Source organism: Lysinibacillus sp. EB106-09-02-XG168, from assembly GCF_058791475.1.
This window is the reverse complement of record NZ_JBYTDN010000003.1, coordinates 2,983,110-3,007,930: the sequence shown is the minus strand read 5'-3', so window position 1 is coordinate 3,007,930 and position 24,821 is coordinate 2,983,110. Positions and strand designations below refer to the sequence as shown.

Genomic DNA, 24,821 nt, shown 5'->3' with positions numbered 1-24,821 from the left:
CTTTCGCACAGTTAAAACATTTGTTGCTGACGCTTCGCTTTCGCACAGTTAAAACATTTGTTGCTGACGCTTTGCTTTCGCACAGTTAAAACATTTGTTGCTGACGCTTCGCTTTCGCACAGTTAAAACATTTGTTGCTGACGCTTCGCTTTCACACAGAGCAAAGCTTCCTGGAGGCGTCCGAAGAGCCGCTTCACTCGCGTTCCTCTATATCACTGATCCCCGAGGAGTCGCCCAGTCTCTACTCCAATCAACTTATAAACATGGCATACAATTTAACGAAATTATCCACTTCTTTTGGTGATGATTCAAAATGTGTAAGAATAATCTGTTTATTTCCTGGGGAATACAAGAACAAAGAAAGAAGGTGTGGTAATGAATTATAAGGAGTACGGTGATTTACATAAGCCACTCATATTGTTTATTCATGGGGGTGGTGTTGGAGGGTGGATGTGGGATAATCAAGTCCAATACTTTTCCGATTTTCATTGCGTTGTACCAGAATTAATAGATAACGAGGCTACCTCTGATTTTACAATTGAAGATAGTGCAAAAAAGCTTCTATCTTTAATAGAAGAAAAAGCCAAAAATAAGCGTGTCATAGTAGTCGGATTTTCACTAGGAGCTCAAATTGCAATTCAAATGGTTAGCTTAAAGCCACAATTAATAAACTTTGCCATCATTAACAGTGCTTTAGTGACACCTTCCCTAATTGCAGAAAAATGCATTAGACCATTGATAAAACTAACTTTTCCCTTAATAAAAAATAAATCATTCGCCAAGCTTCAAGCTAAAACGTTATATGTAGATCAAGAATATTTTGAGCAATATTATGAAGATAGTTCAAAGATGAAAGTAGATACCCTTGTTAAGTTATTGAAAGAAAATATGTCGTTTGCCACCCCTCGTGATTTTCCGAAAGCTCAATGTAATATTTTGGTAACTGTTGGTGAAAAAGAGAAAGGCAACATGAAAAAATCTGCTCTCCATCTTGTGAATAGCAATTCCAATTGTCGAGGTGTTTTGCTATCTAATATCGGCCACGGTGTTTCATTAGCGAACCCTGAGTTCTTTAACCGTTTTGTAGAAGAGTGGATTAAGGATGGTAAGTTACCAGATGGGGAGGTTATCAAATAATACATAGTGCAAAAAGGAATCTATTTTACTTTTTGTCGGAGGTGTTGTGAGAGGTTGGCTAATCAAATAATGATTAGCCTCCTACTCGATTTCATTTTTTTCCATGCATTCTATACTTACTTTTTAACTAACTATTCTCGTCGTTATATGATTGAGGATGATAAGGAATTGAGGAGATTTCTAAAAGATGATTTAGACGCCATTTTTCACTCGAAATTAGTGAAAAATCGTTAGAAAAATGGGTGGGAATGTAATTTTTTATAAAGTAAATCGGATTTTTTTCTGTAAAGAAAATATATGAAAAATTAAACAATGACATTAGTCATAATATTTAATTACTTTTGATTTAAAAATATATAGTATCGATATAATCCAAATTAAAATTCCACATAACAACATTAAAAGCGAAATAGATAGGTTTATGAATAGTGATAATGAAACAAATGCATAAGACAATGGAACTAGTCCGTTAGATGAAGCATTGACAATACTCATCACACGCCCTATTTTATCTTCGTGGCTGTTCTCTTGTATTGATGATATTAATAAGACATTAATTGTAGAGGAAAAAATACCCATTAATAATAATAAAATTACGCCTTGCCATACAAAATTAATCTGACCTAAAGTGGCTAGGGCTATGCCGAGAAGGCTAATCAGAATAAGTATAACCAACCCCTTTCTTTTTGTAAGGTTTAAGATGCCAATTAATACAGCCCCTAACAACATCCCAATTTCATATGATCCTTGAAGAATGCTAAGGTCGATGGCTTCGCCAGAGAGAACATTATTTACTAGAAGAGGTATGCCAATTAATAAAGGGCCAAAAAAGAAAAAATTAATAATTATTAAAATAACGATCATATTTTTCAAGAAAGGCATGTTCCAAACATAATTCAAGCCTTCTTTTAACTCTAATTTAGTAGAGGTTTGGTGTGTATTATTTATTTTTATTTCTGGTTGATTTTCTCTAATAAACATTGAAAATATAAATGTGATAAATAGGAAAACTGCTACTACTAAAAAAAGAACTTTGAAAGAAGCAGAAAGTGTTATAATTAGCCCGCCAATCATAGGACCAGAAAACATTGCAATTTGATTAGAACTTTGAATGAATGAATTAGCTCTTGTGAGTAGATTTTTTGAAACTACTATAGGCAATAGAGAGGAATTAGCTGGAGAAAAGAAAGCATCAACGCATCCAAAGAGTACGGCAAAACAAATTAAAGGCCATATTTGTAACCAGCTTAATTGTAAAAACAATATCATGATAAGAACTAAAATACATCTAGTTAAACTTGAAAATAACATTATCTTCGAACGTTTTATTCTGTCTGCCCATACTCCACCAATGGTCATTAAAAATATTCTAGGAATCATTGTAACCATCAATACAATTCCTAATACAGCCTCTTGTTTTAATACTCTTACGATGTACCATTGTTCTGCAAAAAGATAAGTTGATAGAGCAAGAAAAGAGAAAGTACTTGAAAGCCAAAGAAAAAGGAAAGCTCTATTAAGAAGTAAACGTTCACTTGGATTAACAGGTTCTTCGGGTTTTATCAATTTTTTGGACATTAATGATATACCTTTACTTCCCATACTAACACCTCTATAATTCTATGATTTTTCAGAAAAAATGAACTCATCAATTTTAAAGGCAGTAATCATGACATAATAATTATTTTTTTCTGCTATTTCGTCATTCGTTACAAGTTCATTTATCAATTCTCTATACTTCTTTGTAAATTCCAAAAATTTTTCCTTAGTCACTGAAACTTCAGTTTGTAATGATAAACTATCCCATTCTTTAACTTCTGAAGAATTGATTTCAAATGATGAATTCGGGGCTGTCAATACCCGAGTTTTTGCTCGATTTAATACTTCTAAATAGGATTGTCGAGTAGCTTCTTGAGATTCTACAAAATTCAATAGATCATCTGCTGGAATAAAGCCTCTTGCAACCGCTTGGTAATATTTAAGTAGATTCCCTCCTTGTTCGACTTTTTTCACCAGTTTAATAAAATCATGTTTTTCAAGTTCGCGTAAATGATATAGGATTTTAGCACGAGTTAAGTTTAATTCTTCAGCCAATTGGTGACATGTAAAAGGCCTCTCTACTAAATACATAAGTATTTTTGTACGTAAGGGGTCACTTATTGCTTTTAATTGTTCATATGTTTGGATTATTTTAATTGTTTTCATTTTTAATCCCCTTTTTAACCAGTTAATTTTATTTAACTACATTACCAAAAAAAGCTAATTTTGTAAATGCGAATATTTATATATGAAATTTTTGGAAAATGTATCGTTTGACAAATGTAAAAATATGTATCATATTAGAGTTACATTCGATGTAATTTTTTGTAAATTGTTGTTTTCGAATGTATTTATGTTTATTATTACCATTTATTCTATTTTGAAAGGGAGAGAAAATTGTGAATAAAATTTTAAATGAGTTCCAATTTCCGGAATTTTCAACTAACTTTATTTCTAATTTTAAATCAAAAGAAAAAATTCCTCTTGATGTAGAAATAATCAATAATAATGTACTTCTTACTGCTTGGATTGCTTTGATTTACAGATATACAAAACAAAAGGATATAGTCATTGTATGCGAAAATGAGAAAAACGTTTCTGAATTATCACTAATTAAAATAACTATTGAAAAGCTAACTTCCCTTAAGGATATTTTCAATAAAATTACTAGTGATTTAATTTATAACAAAACGGATTTATCTAAAGAAGACTTTATTAAAGAGATGAAAAAGGAAAAAAGTTATTTCGTAGGATTCTTCCAAAAGGACCCTATGTTAGAAGCGAAAAGATTCTTGTTTATAACTAATGAAAGACCGAATTTATATAGCAATTTTATTAGAGAAGAATTTGCAAAACAATTATCGAATCATTTGTCTGAAATAATAAAAAAATTTGAATTAAATTATAGTATACCAATAGATAAAATAGACTTTTTAACAGAAGAAGAGCGTAAGGATATTTTTATAAACTTTAATAACACTTACAAGAATTATGAAAAAGCATGTATTCATTCCTTATTTGAAAAACAAGCTGCGAAAACACCTAACTTGATCGCTACAAAATACGAGGGAGAAACATTAACATATAAAGAACTAAATGAAAAGTCTAATCAGTTGGCAAGATATCTTCAAAAAAATGGGGTTGGGATAGGTGATTTTGTTGCGATAAGTGTTGAAAGATCTCTTGAAATGATTATAGGTCTACTTTCTATATTAAAGGCAGGAGCTGTCTATGTACCCATCGATCCTAGCCTACCAGAATCTAAAATTAACTATATATTAGATGATACAAAAGCTTCAATTATTTTAATAAATAAAAATTGGAATTATAACAATTTAGAGGTTAATACTCTCAGAATTGACACTATTGATTACAGTAATGAGTCAATTTCTAATCTTGATTTACTGATAAATATTGAAGATTTAATGTATGTTATTTACACATCAGGCTCTACTGGAGATCCTAAAGGCGTAATGGTGCAACATGGTGCGGTAGCAAACAGATTAATATGGATGGGAGAATATTATGGAATTGATTCTAAAGATATTATTCTCCAAAAGACTCCATTTAGTTTTGATGTATCAGTTTGGGAGTTATTTTTACCTTTAATAACTGGTGCAAAAATTGTTTTTCCAAAGCCTGAGGGCCATAAAGACAGCCAATATTTGATAAATACAATTAAAAAGGAAGCTGTTACAACTGTGCATTTTGTGCCCTCCATGCTGAATGCTTTTTTAGAAAACGAGGAAGTTGGAACTTGTATAACTTTAAAGAGAGTTTTCTGTAGTGGGGAGGAATTAACAAAAAATCAGCAAAGAAAATTCCATCAAACGCTAAATAGTGAACTCCATAATCTTTATGGACCTACAGAAGCAGCTATAGACGTAACTCATTGGACTTGCCATAGTACCGATAATTTTAACTATGTTCCTATTGGTAACCCAATAAACAACATGCAAACTTTAATTTTAAATTCAGAGCTTACTCCAGAACCAAAAGGTGTAACAGGGGAGCTTTACTTAGCAGGCGTTGGATTAGCAAAAGGATACTTAAACAAACAAGAACTTACTGCTAAATCTTTTATCGATAATCCATTCTCTGTTATAACGTCTAAGAAATTATATAAAACTGGAGACTTAGCTCGGCTAACTTTAGATAATCATATAGAATATATTGGAAGGAATGATAAGCAAGTTAAGATAAGAGGAAATCGAATTGAGTTAACCGAAATTGAAATAGCTCTTAGAAATATTCCTGATATTCAAGATGCTGTAGTTATGACAAAAGAGAGTAATAGTGGAAAAAAATTAGTTGCTCATATTCTAAAAAATAAAAAAGCTCAGTTGAGTTCTGAATATATTAGAGGTCAATTAAATCAGTCTCTTGCTCATTATATGATTCCTTCTATTTTTAATATTTTAGATGAATGGCCTAAAACCCATAATGGGAAATTAGACAGGAAAAAATTGATGAATTCTAGTCCTTTTATTATTGAACAGAGTAAGGAAAAATATTATGAGACACCTTCAAAAAATGAAGTCCTTTGTAATATATGGAGTGACGTATTAGACATACCAAAAGTAAATATATGTGATGATTTCTTTGAATTAGGCGGAGATTCTATTTTAGCTTTGCTTATTGTCGCCAAGGCTAAAAAAGAAGGAATTCACCTTGAATTGAATGATTTACTAGAGAAAAGGACTATAGAGAATATAGATACTAGCAAAAAAACAATTCAATTTGAGATCAATCAAAATAAAATTACTGGAGAAATATCTAAAACGCCAATCCAAAATTGGTTCTTTAATAAGGATTTGAAAAAACCAGAACACTGGAATATGTCTTTAATATTAGATACACCAGCTAATATAAATATCGCAGCAGTAGAGAAATCTTTACAGGAAATTATACATCATCATGATGTTCTTCGAACTAGGTTTTACAAACGAAAAAATGAGTACGTTCCAAAAATAGAAGAAAATATTGATTTATTATTTGAAGTAAAAGATTATGCAAGATTAACTATTAATGAGCAAAACGAAGAAATACAAAAGGATCTAATTGAAGTTCAATCTAGCTTAAATTTGGAAGAAAATTTACTAAAAGCATTATTTATAAAATTATCACCCGCTCAATCTAATAAATTAATATTGGTATTTCACCATTTAATTATGGATGGAGTATCTTGGAGAATTTTCATAGAAGATCTTACGCAAGTTTATAATCAATTAATTAATGATCAAGAGGTTATCTTACCAGAAAAAACAACGTCATACAAAGAATGGGCTAAGAAACAACAAGACTTTTTCTATGCGCAACAATTGGATATAGATAAATACTATTGGACTGAAAAGTTTGTTGCTAATGAAATGAATGTTCCATTAGCTTCTAATAACGGACCGATGAAACGAGCAGATGTAATAGTAAAATTAAGTCCAGTTTCCACTCGTAAACTTTTAAAAGATTCATTAAGAACAGGGCAATTTAAAATAAACGAATTATTATTAACACCCTTATACTTAGCTTTAAATAATTGGAATAATGAGAAGCACCTTCTAATAGATTTAGAGGGACATGGAAGAGAGAATATCGATGGTACTTCCGATTTATCTAGAACGATTGGTTGGTTTACAAGCATTTTTCCTGTTAGTTTTACAATAAATAATTTAGAAAATAAATCGAATATTGAGGTATTAACAATAATAAGTGACAAGCTAAACGAAATACCACATAAAGGTGTGGGATTCGGTATTTTAAGAGATTTCTCAGATGAAAATACGCAGTCACTGTTAAAGAGCCTAGCTAAACCAAAAATAAAATTTAATTATTTAGGACAATTTGATAACGGCAATAATAAATCTATTTTCAAAATTAATAACGATGTTCCTTTAAGTGATACAAGTGTAACAGAAAATAGTGATTATATTTTAGATGTGGTGGCAAAGGTTATTAACGGATGTTTGGAAGTTAGATTTGAATATTATGAACAAAATCTTGAGGAAAGTATAATTGAAAGCATTGCTAATATTTATCTGAATGAACTTAATAAATTGTTAAATGATTTGTCAAAAAAACAAGATATAGAGAAAATTAAAGATTCTAATTTAAAAGAAGAAGACTTAAATAAAATTTATAGTTTATATAAATAGAGGAGTGTTTTCATGGAAAATATAGAATCAATATCAAAATTGTCTCCAGTTCAAGAAGGGATGTTATTTCATACTATTTATGAACCTGAAAAAAAATATTATATCGTACAAAAAATACTTGATTTTGAGGGGAAGTTAAATGTAAATGCTTTAAAAGAAAGTATTATCGTTGTTCAAGAAAAACATGATATTTTAAGGAGTACTTTTCAGTGGGACAAACTTACTGAACCTTTAAGAGTTACTCATAAAAAAATTAATATATCTTGGAAAGAACACTTTTTAGGAGAAGAACTAGATATTAATTCAATAGAAGAAATTATCAATAATGACAAATCTGAAATTTCAGATTTGAGCAAAGAACCACCTTTAAAGTGGTCTCTTATTCATTTGAGTGAAAATAAATATAAATTAGTTTTTACTCACCATCATATTATTTTAGATGGATGGAGTTTAGAATTGCTATTTGAAGAAATAATGGAAACCTATAACCTATTAAAAAATGACAGAAAACTAAATAAAATTGATGGAGAATCTTTCAATGAATATGTTGATTGGTTAAATCAAAAAAATTTATTAGCAGATGAACTTTTTTGGAAAGAAAATTTACGAGGGTTTGATACGCCAACTCCTATCCAATTCTTCTATAATCATGACACAAAAGAAAATATTGAAAAAACTGAAAGAGTAATAAGGTTAAACAAAGAGTTGGTTGAAAATATTGAAGATATTAGTAAGAAAAACCACCTTTCTATCAACTCCATTCTTCAAGGAGCATGGGGGTTATTACTCCATAGTTATACTAGTGCTGAAGAAGTGGTTTTTGGTTCAACATTTTCCGGAAGAACAGCTGACTTAGATGGATTTGAGCATAGAATTGGCATGTTTATAAACACATTACCAATTAGAGTGGATTTTAAGAAATCAACAACATTGGAATATTTGAAGAATATTCAAAAAATATCGCATAGCATTCAACAACATCAGCATATAGCTCCCATATCCTTAAAACAACTTAGTGAAATAAATCAAAAGGACAATATATTTAATAGTATATTGGTTTTTGAAAAATATCCTAAACTATCTAAAGGAAACTGGGAGGACCTAATAATTCTAAACGATGAGACAAGAGAAAATTCTCATTACCCAATATCAATTATTGTTACTCCTGACAGGAATAATAATTGGCATATAAAAATAAAGTACGATAATTACTATTTATCAGATCGGAATGCTCAACGATTATTACAACATTATCAAACGCTAATCCTTAATATAATCAGTAATCTTGATAATAATTTAGAAGAATGCAGTTATATGTCTAAAGAAGAATTACTTTATATAATAAATGATTTGAGTAAAGGAAAAGATAGTAAAGAAGATATCAAACACATTTATGAGCTTTTTAAGGAGAACGTTTATAGAAAGCCTAATGCATTTTCTGTAGTGGATGGGAATTCAAAATATACGTATCAACAGTTATTTAATAAATCAAATACTATTGCGGCTTCGCTAATGGAGAAAGGAGTAGATTCTGAAGATGTGATAGGTATTTATATGGATAGGGAATTAAATTTACTAAGTTGTATACTTGCTACATGGAAATTAGGGGCTTCCTTTGTTCCGATTGATACTATGCTAGGAAAGGAAAGAATTCGTTACATTGTGGAAGATGCCCAAATACAGACTGTAATAATAGGCGATAATGGTTTATATGAAGATTTATCAGATATAAATATCCATATCTATTCTACTAATGAATTATTATCAGCAGAAATTAATAAGAGTACTGAAAATGAAAAAATAACACTGCAAAGTACGGCTTATACAATTTATACCTCAGGGTCTACAGGTCAACCAAAAGGAGTGATGATTAGTCACGAAAATTTTGGTAACTATATACAACATGCAGTAACTGACTATGATAACGAAGGAGAAGGAGCTATTCTCCATAGCTCCATAGGATTTGATTTAACTCTTACAAGTCTACTAGTCCCTTTAGCCCAAGGGAAAACAGTATTCATGAGTCCATCTAAAGAAATTAATAATTTAAGCAATCAAATTAACATTAGGAAAGTAAGTTTCACTAAATTAACACCTTCACATTTAAAAATGCTTGAGTACGACTTAGATATTAAAGAAGTATCCCATTATTGCGATAAATGGATTCTAGGTGGAGAAGCTTTAACTTACGAGACGATTAAACCATGGCTGCAAGCTTCTTCGAAGAATACGTTTACTAATGAGTATGGTCCTACTGAAACGACTGTTGGATGCACTACTTATAAAGTGAAAAAAGACTACATTAATCGACAAGATGGCATAATACCTATTGGAAAACCTATTAATAACACTCAAGTTTATATACTAAATAAATATATGCGTCCTGTTCCTATAGGAGTATTAGGTGAGATATATATTGCAGGTAAAGGAGTTGCAAAAGGCTATCTTAACAAGCCTGAACTCACTAAAGAGAAATTTCTAGATAACCCATTTTCTAACGATAACCAAAAAATTTATAAAACAGGTGATATTGGTTATTATTTAGATGACGGAAATATGGTATATATAGGCAGAAATGATGATCAAATAAAAGTTAGAGGGCATAGAATTGAACCCATAGAGATAGAGAAAATACTTATTGAATATGCAGGAATGAGTGAAGCAAAAGTTCTCGCTTCAAAAGATAATTTAAATAGTGAACGTTTGATAGCATACGTTGTTGATAAAACTGCTAATAAATCTGAAAATCTAAAAAGTATTTTAAGAGAACATCTTCCAGAATACATGGTACCAAGTAAAATTATTCGATTAGAATCGTTACCACTAACAGTAAATCTAAAAGTAGATATTAAAAAATTACCAGATCCAAATTGGAATTATGAAGAACCTGAAGTGGCTGCAGTGACAACAATATTAGAAGAAAATATATCTAAAATATGGAAAGAAGTTCTTGATATTGAATATATCAATATATATGATGATTTTTTTGATATAGGAGGTCACTCTTTATTAGCAATAAAGGTTATTGCTGCATTGAGAGAACAACTAAATATTAACTTAAAGGTAAGCGATATATTTAAATATCCAACTATTTCCAAACTATCGATATATATAGAAAATTCTAAATTTAGAGAAGCGAAGCATGAAACTACAAGTATTAAACCTATACGTAAAAAAAGAGTTAAAAGATAGGAGGAATACAAAATGGATAATATAGTGTCATCTAACTTACCTTATAAACCTAATGAAGAAGAGTATATTGCTAAAACTTCATTTTCTCAGCAAAGAATGTGGTTTCTAAATCAAACACTTGAGCAAAAAGAGGCATATCATATTCCATTTGTAATTAAACTTCCAAATAATTTTAGAAAAGATTATTTAGAAAAAGCATTTAATGATATTATTTTACACCATGATATTTTTAGAACTACATTTGAAATTGATAATGAAGAGTTAATTCAAGTAATACATCCTTACTCTTATTATAGTATCAAGACAGTGGAATATTTAGATACTTACAATAAGAATATGGAATCAATAGTATTTAACTTCTCCAATATAGAATTTGATTTAGAAAATGGTCCATGCTTTAGAGCAAAAATAGTTAATTTTAGCGATGGACAAAATATTATGATTTTAGTTTTTCATCATATTATTTTTGATGGACATTCTTTGAAGATTTTTTATAAGGAACTTTTAAAAAGATATGAAGCGTTATTAAATTGCCGAATGCTACCATTCCCTGAGCTAGAAATACAATATGGAGATTACTCAGAATGGCAAAATGAATGGATTACTTCTGCTGATGCTCAACGGCAAATGGAATTTTGGAAAAGTAAAAGCAATAATATAAGCACGGAAATAAAGCTTCCCACTACTCTAGAAATAGAATCAAATGATGGGGTAGTAAAGAAAAAGTTTTCAAAGAGGATTTTAGAGCAGGTTGACTTATTTTGCAGAGGTACGGGTATTACGCGATATATGTTTATACTTACTTCATTCATTGTTCTTATTCAACGATACACTAGAAATGAAAACATGATTGTTGGGATGCCTATAGCTGATAGAGATAAATCAGAGACAGAAGAACTAATAGGTTTATTGTTAAATACAACTGTTTTACACGTTCAAATTGATGAGGTAATGACGTTTAAAGAGATATTAGACATTGTCAAAAATAATTTAATAGAAGTATATGATAATTCGAATATTCCATTTGAGAAAATTACGGAATGTTCAAGAAACAAAGAATTTCCTAAAGAAAATCCGTTTGATATTTTTGTTAATTATGAAATGGCTGATATTGAAAGCAATCAAGAGTTTGAATTAATTCAATTTGATGAAGTTAATGCAAAATTTCCAATCTCTTTATACATTGAAGATGGTTTTAATGAAATGAAATTAAGAATTTCATATCAATCTAATAAATATTCAAGCAGTATGATTAGAATCTTGTTACAGCAACTTGAAAATTTAATAAAAGATATTTTAAAAAATCCAAATATGAAGATATATGAATATCGTTTAGTAAGTGAAGAAGTTAAAAATGTATTGCCTGATCCTACAGTGAGATTACAGGAACCTTGTCAAAAACTTTTACCTGAATTATTATATGATACATTTAAACAAAATAGTGATTTTATTGCTATAAGTCAAGGAGATATACAATGGACGTATAGCACGTTTTACGAAAATATTTCATTTTTACAATCGGAAATAGCTGCTGCACAATTAAAAAAAGGTACAGCTATCGGAGTATTTGGAGAAAGATCGATAGAATATATTTGTTCTATGCTAGCGATTATATGTTCAGGTATGGTATTTGTTCCTATTGATAAAAAACTCCCAATCAAAAAAAGAGAGGGAATTTTATCTCAGATTGGTATTGAAAATATATTTTATACAAATGACAGTTATAAAATAAGTGAAAAAACTTTCTATCACGAATTTATTGCAGAGGAAATTATACAAAGAAATGCAAATAATATGAATCGAAATAAGGTAAAACTGGATTACTTATTCGATATAGATCCTGAGGATGCTGCCTATATTTATTTTACTTCAGGTACCACAGGTAAGCCAAAGGGGATAATTGGAAAACACAAAAGTCTGGCACACTTTTTGAACTGGCAAGTTACAGAATTTAATGTAAAAAGAGGAGACCGAGCTGCACAGTTAACTAATGTTTCTTTTGATGTTTTTTTAAGAGACAGTTTATTACCCTTAGTATCTGGTGCGGAATTATGTATCCCGGATGATATTTATGATATGAGCGGGGAGTATTTAATGAGATGGCTTACAGAAAATAAAATTACTATTATTCATTCTGTCCCTTCACTTGCTAATTCTTGGATACTAAAAAATAAAACATATGATTTAAAAGATTTAAGATTAATATTTTTTGCAGGTGAACCATTAACTAATCAGATAATTTATACACTAAGAAATAACCATTCCTATTCAGGCGAAATAATAAATCTTTATGGTCCATCAGAAACTACCTTAGCTAAAAGTTTTTATAAAGTTCCTATTGATACAAAACACGCTGTTCAGCCAATTGGATTTCCTATAAATAACACCCAGTTATTAATTTTAAAGAATAACCAATTAATGTGTGGTATTGGTGAAATTGGTGAAATCGTAATTAGAACACCTTTTCTAACTAAAGGATACATTGATAAAGAAACTTTTAAATTAAATCCTCATACTAGTTATGAAGACGATTATCTATATTATACAGGAGATTTAGGTAGATATAACATTGAAGGATCAATTGAAATTTTAGGAAGAATTGATGATCAAATAAAGATTAATGGAATTAGAGTTGAACTTGCAGAGATAACAAATATTATTTTGGGCCACCCTGTAATTGATGAAGCAATAGTAATTAAAAAAGAGAAAAATTCCAGAAATTATTTAGTGGCGTATTTTGTGAAAAATTCAGATACACCGATTTCAGAAATAAAAGACTATTGCAGAAAATATTTGTCAACTTCTTTAATACCGACAGTTTTTATTGAGTTAGACAAATTACCATTAAATAAAAATGGAAAAGTTGACAAAAGTATATTGCCGGAGCCTAAAGTAATCGATTCTAGCGACCAAAACTATATTCCTCCTACAACTGTTAATGAAAATAAATTATGTAATATATTGGAGTGTATTCTGTCAGTAAACGATATTGGTCTGAATGATGATTTTTTTGAACTTGGTGGTCATTCATTATTAATTACTCAACTAATTAGTAGAATTTCCAATGAATTTAATGTAAAACCGACAATAAAAGATATTTTTAATAATTCTCGCATTAATGAAATGATTTTAATCATTGAAAGTTTATTAAAACGGTCAGAAAATCAATTTGATTATGATTTAGATATCAATGAAGATTATGAAAAGAATTTTGATATAGAAGAATTGTCTATTGAAGAAATGGAACTTTTGTTAGAACAAATGCTACTTAGAGAGGATTGAAGCTATTATGACAAAATTAAAGAGTTTATCTGAAATAGAAAAGAAACAACTTCTAAAAAAGGTTATGTCTGGACAAAGTGATAAGATCGAACTTGCATCTCTTGGTCAAACACGTCTATGGTTATTGAATGAGCTGGATAATAGCTCTCAATACAATATAAATACAGCATTACATATAGAAGGGAAAATAGACAAAGAAATTTTACAGTCTTCTATAACAGAAATAGTTAAACGTCATGATTCGTTAAGAACAACGTTACCGAATATTAATGGTAAACCACATCAAGTAGTTACACCTAACGTTAAAAAATTAAGTGAGATTGAGGAATTTGATTTCAGCAATATAGGTATGAATTCTAATGAATTTCTAAATGTTATTAAAAAAGAGGTAAATGTACCGTTTAATCTTCAAGAAGGTCCTTTATTTAAAACAAAACTTTTTAAATTTATAAACAATCATTTTGTTTTGGTTTTTATAATGCATCATGCAATATCAGATGGATGGTCGACAGGTATCTTGCTAAGAGATTTTATAGAAATATATAACAAAAAAATGATTAATATTAATGCTTCATTGACTCAGTTGGAGTGTAAATATACTGATTTTTCCAGATGGCAACGTAAGACTTTGCAACAGAATAGTTTTAGAGGGAAAATTGAATTTTGGAGAAAAGAGTTAAGTGGAGATCTACCAATTTTACAATTACCAACGGATTATCCAAGACAGTTAAAACAAACTTACAATGGTAAACAAATTGAATTTGTGATAGAAAAGGATATTTTACGACATATTAAGGAGTATTGTCAAAACTATAATATTACTCTGTTTATGTTTTTACTCGGTGCATATAAAAGCATACTTTATAAATATACAAATCAAGAAGATATCATAATTGGAATTCCAGTAGCTAATCGAGAAAAAACTGAGTTTGAGGAGATAATGGGCTACTTTGGAAATACGATTGCTCTAAGATCGAAAATTCATGGAGATATGTGTTTTGATGATATTTTAAAATTAGTTAAAGATACTAGTCTAGAGGCATTAGAAAATCAAGAAGTACCATTTGAGAAAGTAGTAGAAAGTGTAAAACCTGATAGGAATGATGCTTATCCACCAATTTTTCAATCAATGTTTGTCTTACAGAATGACCCTATTAATATTGGCGAATTGAGAGACTTAAAATATGATATTTTAGACATTCATACAGATACTGCAAAATATGATATTACATTAAATATGACTGAGAAAAAAGGCTACTTGATAGGAAAGGTAGAATATAACTCTGATTTATTTAAAGAAAGAAAAATAAATACTCTTATTGATACCTACGTTAGTCTTATTCAGGAGATTTTAAAAGATTCAACACAATTATTAAAATCATTCTCCATTTTAGATAAAAGTGAAATTAATGCTATTCAAGATAAACAGCATAATGTAACGGAATTCCCAAGAATGAAATCGGTTCAAGATGTATTCTTAGACATAGTAAATATGTATGGTGCTATGACGGCCCTACACTCTCAGGAAAGAACTTTAACTTATAGTGAATTGGAGGAACGAAGCAATAAATTAGCTAATTATTTAATAAAAAATGGGGCTAAAAAAGGTCAGAAAATTGGAATGCTTCTAAAAAGATCTAGTAATTCTATAGAAGCTATATTAGCTATTTTAAAAGTAGGATGTTGTTATGTACCTATTGATCCTGATTATCCAGAACAAAGAATTAAATCAATGTTAGAAGATTCTAATGTGAATTTAATCCTATCTGATTCAAATAGCTTAACTTATAAATCAGATGAAATATTGACAATTGATATGGATTTTAACGCTAGAGAAATAGCCTCTCAAAGTTTACAGCGTCCTAATATAAGTTCATCTAGTGAAGATATAGCTTATGTAATGTATACATCTGGTTCAACTGGCACCCCTAAAGGAGTAGAAATAACGCACAAATCCATTACACGACTTGTAAAAAATACTAATTATCATGATTTTTCTAAAGATGAAGCATTTCTATTATTTTCTACATTATCATTTGATGCATCTACGTTTGAGATATTTGGAAGTTTGTTGAATGGATGTAAGCTAGTGATTTTCCCACCAGAATTACCAACTTTAGATGATTTGTCTATATTTATTAAAAATCATAAAATAACAACAATTTTTCTAACTGCAGGTCTATTTCAACAACTTAATGATGATCATATAAATAATATGAAAGGTTTAAAAAAGCTTTTAACGGGTGGAGATGCTATCGCCTTAGCAGTTGCAAAAAAATTTAAAGTCATGGCTCCCGATACAATTTTAATGAATGTTTATGGACCGACTGAAAATACAACATTCTCAACATTTTACGAAGTAAGTAAAAATGAAGATTGGAATTCTCCTCTTCCTATCGGTAAAGCAATTTCTAATACCACTTTATATATTTTGGATAAAGATTTGAATTTGTTACCAGATGGAGTGCCAGGAGAACTTTATTTAGGTGGAGATGGAGTTTCGATTGGCTATTTAAAAAGAGAAGAATTAAACCAAGAAAAATTCATCAAAAATCCATTTGAAAATTTTGCTGATCCAATTCTTTATAAAACGGGAGATAGAGTTCAAAGAGTGGAAGATGGAAGTATAGAGTTTTTAGGAAGAATAGACAACCAAGTAAAAATCCGTGGTTTTAGAGTAGAGTTAGGGGAAATAGAGCATGTATTATCAAGACATAAAGATATTAAAGAAGTTGCCGTTACTATTAAACAGACTATTAACTCAGGCAAGCAGCTAATCGCTTACGTTGTTAGTGATATTCCAACGCAAACTATTAGAGAATATTTAGTTGAATCCGTTCCGAATTATATGATTCCTTCTTATATTATTAATATTAATAAATTTCCTTTAAAAATTAATGGGAAAATTGATATAGACGCATTACCTGAGCCATCTATAGAATCAAAAATAGAAAATTTTAATCTTGATAATTATACCAATAAACAATTATGGTTTGCCGAAATTTGGAGTGAATATTTAGGGATTAATAAAGAGGCCGTAGGGTTAGATAATGATTTCTTTGAACTTGGAGGAGACTCCATTCTCGCTATTCAAATTATTTCAAAAATAAATAAAGGAGGATATAAACTTTCTCCTAAACACCTCTTGGAAAGTAGAACCATTAGAAAGTTAGCGAACATATCTCAACACTATATAGGGGAGAAAATAGTACAGAATGATTTAGCCGAGGGTGATATAAATCTAACACCTATTCAAAAATGGTTTTTCAATCAAGATTTACCTAATAAAAATCATTTTAATATGTCTCAACTATATGAGGTAAATGTAGATAAAAAACATCTAGAAATTGCATTACAAAGAGTGATAAATAATCATGATGCATTTAGAATTAGATTTAAAAAAGCGGATGAGGGATATAAACAATATTATAAAGAAACCAAAGAAAAGTTTACATTGCAATCTCTAGATATAAGCAATGTAAATAAAGATAAACAGGAAACTATTTTTGCTAAAAAGACTTTAGAATTACAAGAAGATATTGATATATATAATGGACCTCTTATTAAATGTATTTATTTCAAAAGAAACACTAAAGAAAGAGATTTACTTTTTGTAACTGCACATCATTTAATAATGGACGGGATATCTTGGAGAGTATTTACAGAAGATTTAATCAGTGAATATGACAATTTAAAAGAAGGGATAGCGCCAAATTTATTAAAAACTTCCACATTTAAAAAATGGGCAGAGTACTTAAAAGAATATGCTCAGTCAGCACAGATAAAAAAGGAAGCAAACTATTGGCTAGAAGGATTAACTGGAAAATCTGGCTCTTTACCAACTGACTATAATAAAAATAATACGAGAGAATCAGTGGACATGATATCGAAAGTCATGAGTGCTAAATCCACAAAAATATTGTTGAGTGAAGTTCATAAAAAGTATAACACACAAATTAACGATATTTTAATAACAGCTCTGACTAGTGTTCTGAGAAATTGGACTAAAAATAGTAACGTATTAATAAATCTAGAAGGCCATGGTAGGGAAAATCAGTCAACATTTACTGACATATCACGGACAATAGGTTGGTTTACAAGTATTTTTCCATTAGAAATTTCAACAAGAGGCTCCTTTGATAACGACTTGGGAGCTGCTATTAAAAGTGTAAAAGAACAACTCAGAAGAGTTCCACAAAAAGGTTTTAGTTATGGCTTAGCTCGATATCTGTTAGAAGATGAAAAAGTTCAAAATGCATTAAATAGTAAACAGAAAGCTGAAATTAGTTTTAATTACATGGGGAGATTTTCAAATGGGACAAATGAAAATTCTATTACTCCTTCTAAATACCATGTTAATTCTGATAGAACCAATCTAGGTCTCCGTGAACATTTAATAGAAATAAACTGTAGTGTTCAAGATGATCAGTTAGTAATGAATTGGACTTACAGTAAAAACAAGCATAGCTTTGAAACTGTTGATAAGATTGCTTCGCATTATATTGATATACTTGAAAAGCTAATTAGTCATTGTAAAAATAAGTTAGTTTCAGAAAATACACCATCTGATTTCCCATTAGCCACTTTAAATCAATCTGAGTTAGAATCTATTGAAAAAATTTATCAAGGAAACATTGAGGATATTTGGAATCCAAGTCCTATGCAAGAAGGTATGCTGTACCATACTCTTTATGATGAAAAAAAATCTATGTATTATGTTCAATCATGTAGTGAATTACATGGGGAACTTGATATATCTTTATTTAATGAAGCTTGGAACATTGTTATAAATAAAAATGATATATTAAGAAGTCATTTCATTTTTGAAAATATCAAAAGACCATTGCTGTTAGTAAATAAAAATACTCCTTTTGATATTGAAGTTTATGATAGAACTAACTATTCAATACAAGAAAATGATGAATTTTACAATAATTTAATAGCGGTTGATAGGGAAGAGAGCATAGATCTTCTACAAGCACCACTAATGAAAATTAAGTTGGTTAATTATAATGAATATCTAACTAGAATGATTTGGGGATATCACCACGCCATAATGGACGGATGGACATATACTCTAATAATAAATGAATTGATGAGTATATATAAGAATCTTAAAAGGAAACAGAATTATGACAAGTCCAAAAAACCATCGTACGGTAATTACCTATCATGGAGAAATGAGAAAGAAAATCAGAATAAAAGTAAAGATTTTTGGTCTAGAGAGTTAGAAGGAATCATGGAGCCAACTCTGTTGAATATAGAAAAAACAAATAATGAAGGGAATGTTCATACTAATAACTCAATATCATTGATACTTTCAACAGAAGAAACTCAAAAGTTATACAACTCAGCAAAGTTAAGAAAAGTGTCTTTAAACACTTTATGTTTAGGTTCTTGGGCACTAGTATTAAGTAAATACAGCAAGCACGATGATATTATTTTTGGAGTTACTGGATCTGGTAGATCTACTGAAATTATTAATAGTGAAAATATAATTGGTCTATTTATTAACACCCTTCCTATAAGAATAAAAGTTGGGAAAGAAGCTGAAATAGGATTATGGCTCAAATCTATACAGAACAAACAGTGGGAATTAAGAGAATATGAACATTCTTCACTTACTGATATAAAAGAATGGAGTGACATGGAAAATAGTTCTCCTCTATTTAATCAGATATTTGTTTTTGAGAACTATCCTTCAATAAACGAAGATAAAGAACAGAAAAATGAATTATTGATGAAGAATAGATATTCTCTCGAACACACTAATTACCCTATGAGCATAACTGTTAAGCCCGGTAAACAAATAGAATTTGAAATCAGTTACTTGGAGAGCGTTTATTCGGAATTTTCTGTTCGTAGTATTTTAGAGCATTTTAAAAACGCTGCATTAGAGCTATCTAATGTTGCTAATTCCTTCCTTAGTGATATAAACATACTTAGTGAAGAGGAAAAATATAAGATAATTAATGAATTCAATCACGAAATAAAATTACCGGAAAATGGGTGCGATATTATTTCGATATTTGAAGAAGCAGCTAAACAAAACGCATATAACATTGCTGTAAGAGCAGGATGCCAAAGTATTAATTACCAAGAGTTAGAGGGAAAAGCAAACCTACTAGCATATTCTTTAATGAGCAAAGGTGTTAAAAAAAATGACCTCATTGGACTATCAATGAATAAATCTATCGATTTAATTGTTGGTCTCTTAGGAATATTAAAGGCTGGAGCAGCTTATGTTCCCATAGATCCAACTTACCCGCAACAACGAATTGCGCATATGATAAATGATTCAAATATTGAATTAATAATATCTAATGATGAAGTTATTAATAAACTGAAAATTTATCAGTGCAACATACTTACTGTTGATGAATTAACTCAAGAAAATACATCTAATAAAGTTATGCCTTTACCATTTATAGAATCTAGTGATGTATGTTATGTAAACTATACTTCTGGCTCTACTGGTAAACCAAAAGGTGTTATGATCACGCATGGAAATTTGGTAAATATGTATAAATCGTGGGAAGCTGCTTACAAATTAACTGAAACAAACGCACATTTACAAATGGCTAATTTATCATTTGATGTTTTCACCGGAGATTGGGTTAGAGCTCTTTGCTCAGGTAAAAAGTTAGTTTTATGTGAATCGATTCAATTATTGGATTCTAAAAAACTTTATAATTTAATGAGTGAAGAAAAGGTAGACATTGCTGAATTTGTTCCAGTTGTTCTACGAACATTAATTAGTTATTTAGATAATGAAAATAAATCTTTAGATTTTATGAAATTGGTAATTTGCGGATCAGATAGTTGGTATACAAGTGAATATAATTATTTTCTAAAGTTTATGGGTCCAAATACAAGATTGATAAATTCATTCGGTTTAACTGAAGCTACTATTGATAGTTCATTCTATGAAAGAAATGAGTTATTTGGTGATGAAGAGAAACTTGTTCCGATAGGAAAACCTTTTATGAATCAACAATTATTAATTTTAGACGAAAATCAAGAGTTGTTACCAATCAATGTTCCTGGTGAATTATATATAGGTGGCGCAGGGGTTTCAAAAGGGTATGTTAATAATGAAGAAATGAATAAAAGGAACTTCCTTATAAATCCATATGATAATAATAATGTATCATATATGTATAAAACAGGAGACATGGCAAGGTTTTTAGAAGATGGAAATGTAGAATTATTAGGCAGAGCAGATAGCCAAATTAAAGTTAGAGGTTTCAGAATTGAGATAGGTGAAATAGAGTTAGCTCTAAAAAAACATCCTCTAATAAATAAGGCAGTAGTATTAGTTCATTCGGAAGCAATGGACAATAAAGTAATTGTAGGGTATATACAAGCGTACAAACCATTAAGTAAAAATGATTATATAGATATAAAGCAATTTTTGGCGGAGTATTTACCTTGGTATATGATTCCAGCGTTTGTTGAGGAATTAGAGAAGATACCTGTAACTCCTAATGGAAAAATAGATAAATTATCTTTACCGTCTTTAAGGGATATTAAGTCAAATATGCAGCCATCTTCTACTCCTCCTTCAACAGAGAATGAAATGATACTACAACAAATTTGGGGAGAGGTCTTAGATATGGATAACCCGGGCATAGAAGAAAATTTTTATGATCTAGGCGGAAATTCTTTATTAGCTATTCAGCTTACCTTTAAAATTAACAAACATTTTAATACTGATATTACTATCAAAGATGTTATAAGTAATCCTACAATAATTAGCTTTGCCAAACTTTTAAATTAAACAACAAATTTTAAAGAAGAATCCTGGTTAGCATCAGGATTCTTCTTAAATTTACAATATAAGATGAAAGGGATGTGAAATTTGGAAATTAAGTCAGGTGAATGTCATATTTGGTGTTTCGAATCAAATGAAGTAACACCAGATTTAGTTAATATATTAAGCAAAGAAGAAAAAACAAGATATTCGAATTATAAATTCATTAAGGATAAAAATCGATTCCTAAAATCCGCTTCTATGCTGAGAATATTACTATCTCTCTATACAGGAATTTCTTTAGAAAACTTACTTATTTCTAGGAAATGTAATGATTGTGATAAGAATCATGGTAAGCCAACATTAATTAACTGTAGAGAAATTAACTTTTCAATATCATACTCAAAGAATATAGTAGTTATTGGTATTTATAAAAATTTCGAAATAGGAGTGGATATTGAATGGATTGATTATGATTTTCCCTACGAAGAAGTAATTCAAAGCATCTTAACTCCTGAAGAACTAAAAAAACATAATGGTATGGGTCCGAATGAGAAATTAAAAAATTTCTATTTTCATTGGACTATTAAGGAATCTCTTACAAAGGCAACGGGTCAAGGTTTAAATGAAAGTTTTAATAACATTTCAATTGAACAAAATACTAATTATGAAGCCATTGAAGTCGTAAATTATCCTGGATATAACAATGTTTTTCAAACAATTACCATAAAATCGATGATGTTTAAAGAAAATTATATGTTATCGCTAGCAGTGTTTGATTCATTAAAGACAATAAAATTTTATAATGAGAATGAGATAAGCGAATATACTAAAGCCCTAGGTTATTATTCGCATATAACATAATAATCGGTATTTGTGGAATGTCTGTTGTTATTAGAGTATATATTCGACGAATTATCTTAATTTACTTTTTATTTCCTCGATGAAATTAATTAACAGACGAGATGATGTCACAGACCTAAAAACAAATGTTTTAAATTTCTTTAGTGATAGTAAAGATGTTTAAAAATCAAATTTTCGTTGCATACATCTTTCATATTGTTAATATCAATAATTTAGCAATTAAATAGTATTAGACGGGAACACCACGCATTTTACATGATTTTACTTATAGTGACGGCTATAGGTAAGTTGAGTCGTGTTTAAAGCGGGGTGTTATTGCCGTTGGAAGAAACAATTGTCATTGAAGATGAATTAGGTCTTAAACATCCTACAGACCCATGAGCCAGTTGTGATGACAATGGATTTTTTATTAACAGTAGATTAAGGTGAAGGATTAGCTAGCAGAAATCGCAAGTACAATCAAGATGAAGGACGAGCTTTTAAAGGAGCAAGTTATTGAAAAATTTGAAATAGTACGGGTTTGCTGGGAACGCCGACAAATCAAGGATTTGAGGTACTTCCTTTTTCTAAGAATACGTTAGAAAACGAAAAGTTTCTACACAAATTCTACACAATGAAACGGAAAATTAAAGTGAATAATTGTAGATAGCAAATATAAAAATGTACATCATTTCGCTACGTACGACGAATTGCTAGCTATCTGAACTTTTTAGGATAGCTAGCTATTTTATACAGAAGTGTTGGGAGACGTGTATAAATTCAAAAAGAATTTAACCTTTATATTGAACATCGAGCAAGCATTTCAACCAAATTCAAATCATAAAACTACTATGGAAAACAGGTTTTTAACGTTACCTATAATTCATATATATATAGTAAAAGCTAATAGGGGTAGAAGCCATTGGACAAACAAAATAGCAGATATAGATGGGTTGTATTTGTTTCTGTATTATTTTCTTATTTGTTAATGGCGAGTCAACGAACCGCCCCAGGACTGATTACAGACCAATTGATGCGAGATTTTAATGTAACAGCATCAACGATTGGGTTATTGACGAGTATACAATTTTTTGTCTACACGAGTTTGCAAATTCCGATGGGGATTTTAGCTGATCGATTTGGGCCGAATTTTTTTCTAATTATTGGTGCTACTCTTACAGGTTCAGGGACAATTATTTACAGTATGGGTACACATGAATTCATCCTGTTTTTTGCCAGAATACTAACTGGGGTAGGGGATGCGACCATATGGGTTAACATGGTACTAATTTTGGCCCAATGGTTTCAACCAAAGGAATTTGTTCGATTAATTGGCCTGGCGGGCATGACAGGAAGTCTTGGTTTCTTATTGGCGACAGTACCATACTCCACGTGGATACTTTTATTTGGTTGGAGGGTAACATTTTTCTCAGTAGGACTACTATTATGTTTGTGTGGCCTCATCCTTTATTTTGTACTTGTGAAAAAAACAAAACAAGTTTTTGGGGATGAGCTAGAAGTAGATACAGCAGAAGTGCAACGTGAAAAAACATCCGTTTTACTACGAAGAATATTTTCAAATCCGCAAGCATGGGCTCTATTCTGTTGCCATTTTGGGGTAGTCGGCGGTTATGTAGGGTTTATCAGTTCTTGGGCAGTACCATATGGGATGAATATGTATGAAATGACTCGTTCAGATGCAAGCCAACTAATTATGATCGGTCTTATCGGGGCACTTATTGGAGCACCTCTAGCTAGTTGGATTTCAAGTCGGTTAGAGACAATTAAAAAACCGTATATTGTCGTTCATATCATTGTTTTATTAGGATGGTTATCTTTCCTTTTATGCAATGGGCATCCTTCCTTTTTCTTTCTACTTATTATTTTCTCTATCATTGGTTTTGGATATGGAGCAAGTGCATTAACCTTCGCAGCTGTACGTCAATCTTTTAAACTTGAAGAATCAGGAATTGTTTCAGGGATTGCGAATACGGGCGGCTTTCTAAGTGCTGTATTGCTACCCATCATTTTTGGATATATATTGGATCATTTTCAATCAACTTCAGGCAATCTATTGGATGGATATTACTATGGTTTCATCACGCCAGTTATCTTCTCCATCATTGGTTTAATTGGAGTGACTTTATTTAAGGAAAACGTAAATAAGAATAACAAACAGGGGTGAAGAGCATGGAAGCAAAGCAACCGTTCTCTGCTCCTGTTTTTTTATTCCTTTATCAACCTGATTTATAGGGCATAGGCTCATGTTGTGGATGACATTTTTTAAACGTATACCTTGTATATAAGTTGATCTTCGTTCCGGCTGGGCGCCCCCAGGAAAGCCCCCAGTCGGAACGGAAATCAATCACACGTTTTGGCGATGAGCCAAGGTATATAAAAATAGTAAGGTATTAGGTATAATTAAA

At 30.2% G+C, this 24,821-nt stretch carries 9 protein-coding genes and 1 pseudogene; 8 read left to right on the top strand and 2 right to left on the bottom strand.

The genetic code is table 11. From position 1 onward, the window contains the following. The first annotated feature begins 369 nt into the window (after positions 1–369). Positions 370–1,137: an alpha/beta fold hydrolase gene (locus AC3WSO_RS15520; protein ID WP_492532055.1), complete on the top strand. Its 768-nt coding sequence runs from the start codon at positions 370–372 to the stop codon at positions 1,135–1,137. 318 nt (positions 1,138–1,455) lie between these two features. On the opposite strand, the gene AC3WSO_RS15515 is transcribed toward AC3WSO_RS15520, so the two are convergent. Together AC3WSO_RS15515 and AC3WSO_RS15510 are read right to left on the bottom strand one after the other, a co-directional pair. Then, positions 1,456–2,739 carry an MFS transporter gene (locus AC3WSO_RS15515; protein ID WP_492532053.1) on the bottom strand — a complete coding sequence of 428 codons (1,284 nt, stop codon included), beginning with the start codon at positions 2,737–2,739 and terminating at the stop codon, positions 1,456–1,458. Positions 2,740–2,757: 18 nt separating this feature from the next. Then, on the bottom strand, positions 2,758–3,342 hold the full coding sequence (locus tag AC3WSO_RS15510; protein WP_492532051.1) for an ArsR/SmtB family transcription factor: 585 nt from the start codon (positions 3,340–3,342) through the stop codon (positions 2,758–2,760). A 233-nt stretch (positions 3,343–3,575) separates the two neighbouring features. Here AC3WSO_RS15510 and AC3WSO_RS15505 point away from each other — a divergent pair, with 233 nt between their 5' ends. The 7 genes and pseudogenes from AC3WSO_RS15505 (at position 3,576) to AC3WSO_RS15475 (ending at position 24,580) form a co-directional block, all read left to right on the top strand. After that, on the top strand, positions 3,576–7,325 hold the full coding sequence (locus AC3WSO_RS15505) for an amino acid adenylation domain-containing protein (protein ID WP_492532049.1): 3,750 nt from the start codon (positions 3,576–3,578) through the stop codon (positions 7,323–7,325). 12 nt (positions 7,326–7,337) lie between these two features. Continuing rightward, positions 7,338–10,517 (top strand): non-ribosomal peptide synthetase, encoded by a 3,180-nt coding sequence (locus AC3WSO_RS15500; RefSeq protein ID WP_492532047.1) that lies wholly within the window; start codon positions 7,338–7,340, stop codon positions 10,515–10,517. A gap of 12 nt (positions 10,518–10,529) precedes the next feature. Continuing rightward, complete coding sequence (locus AC3WSO_RS15495) at positions 10,530–13,799, top strand: non-ribosomal peptide synthetase (RefSeq protein WP_492532045.1); 3,270 nt, start codon at positions 10,530–10,532, stop codon at positions 13,797–13,799. A 7-nt stretch (positions 13,800–13,806) separates the two neighbouring features. Further along, positions 13,807–21,579 (top strand): amino acid adenylation domain-containing protein, encoded by a 7,773-nt coding sequence (locus tag AC3WSO_RS15490; RefSeq protein ID WP_492532043.1) that lies wholly within the window; start codon positions 13,807–13,809, stop codon positions 21,577–21,579. Between the two features lie 81 nt (positions 21,580–21,660). Further along, complete coding sequence (locus tag AC3WSO_RS15485) at positions 21,661–22,416, top strand: 4'-phosphopantetheinyl transferase family protein (RefSeq protein ID WP_492532041.1); 756 nt, start codon at positions 21,661–21,663, stop codon at positions 22,414–22,416. Positions 22,417–22,728: 312 nt separating this feature from the next. After that, positions 22,729–22,952: pseudogene (locus AC3WSO_RS15480) on the top strand (TnsA endonuclease N-terminal domain-containing protein); the annotation flags it as partial. 365 nt (positions 22,953–23,317) lie between these two features. Next, positions 23,318–24,580, top strand: a complete 1,263-nt coding sequence (locus tag AC3WSO_RS15475; RefSeq protein ID WP_492532040.1) for an MFS transporter — start codon at positions 23,318–23,320, stop codon at positions 24,578–24,580. Positions 24,581–24,821: the final 241 nt, after the last annotated feature.

Excerpts from the sequence above, each read along its gene's own strand:
- AC3WSO_RS15490 (WP_492532043.1), top strand. The coding sequence starts at position 13,807 with ATGACAAAATTAAAGAGTTTATCTGAAATAGAAAAGAAACAACTTCTA.
- AC3WSO_RS15515 (WP_492532053.1), bottom strand. The coding sequence starts at position 2,739 with ATGGGAAGTAAAGGTATATCATTAATGTCCAAAAAATTGATAAAACCC.
- AC3WSO_RS15510 (WP_492532051.1), bottom strand. The coding sequence starts at position 3,342 with ATGAAAACAATTAAAATAATCCAAACATATGAACAATTAAAAGCAATA.
- AC3WSO_RS15500 (WP_492532047.1), top strand. The coding sequence starts at position 7,338 with ATGGAAAATATAGAATCAATATCAAAATTGTCTCCAGTTCAAGAAGGG.
- AC3WSO_RS15495 (WP_492532045.1), top strand. The coding sequence starts at position 10,530 with ATGGATAATATAGTGTCATCTAACTTACCTTATAAACCTAATGAAGAA.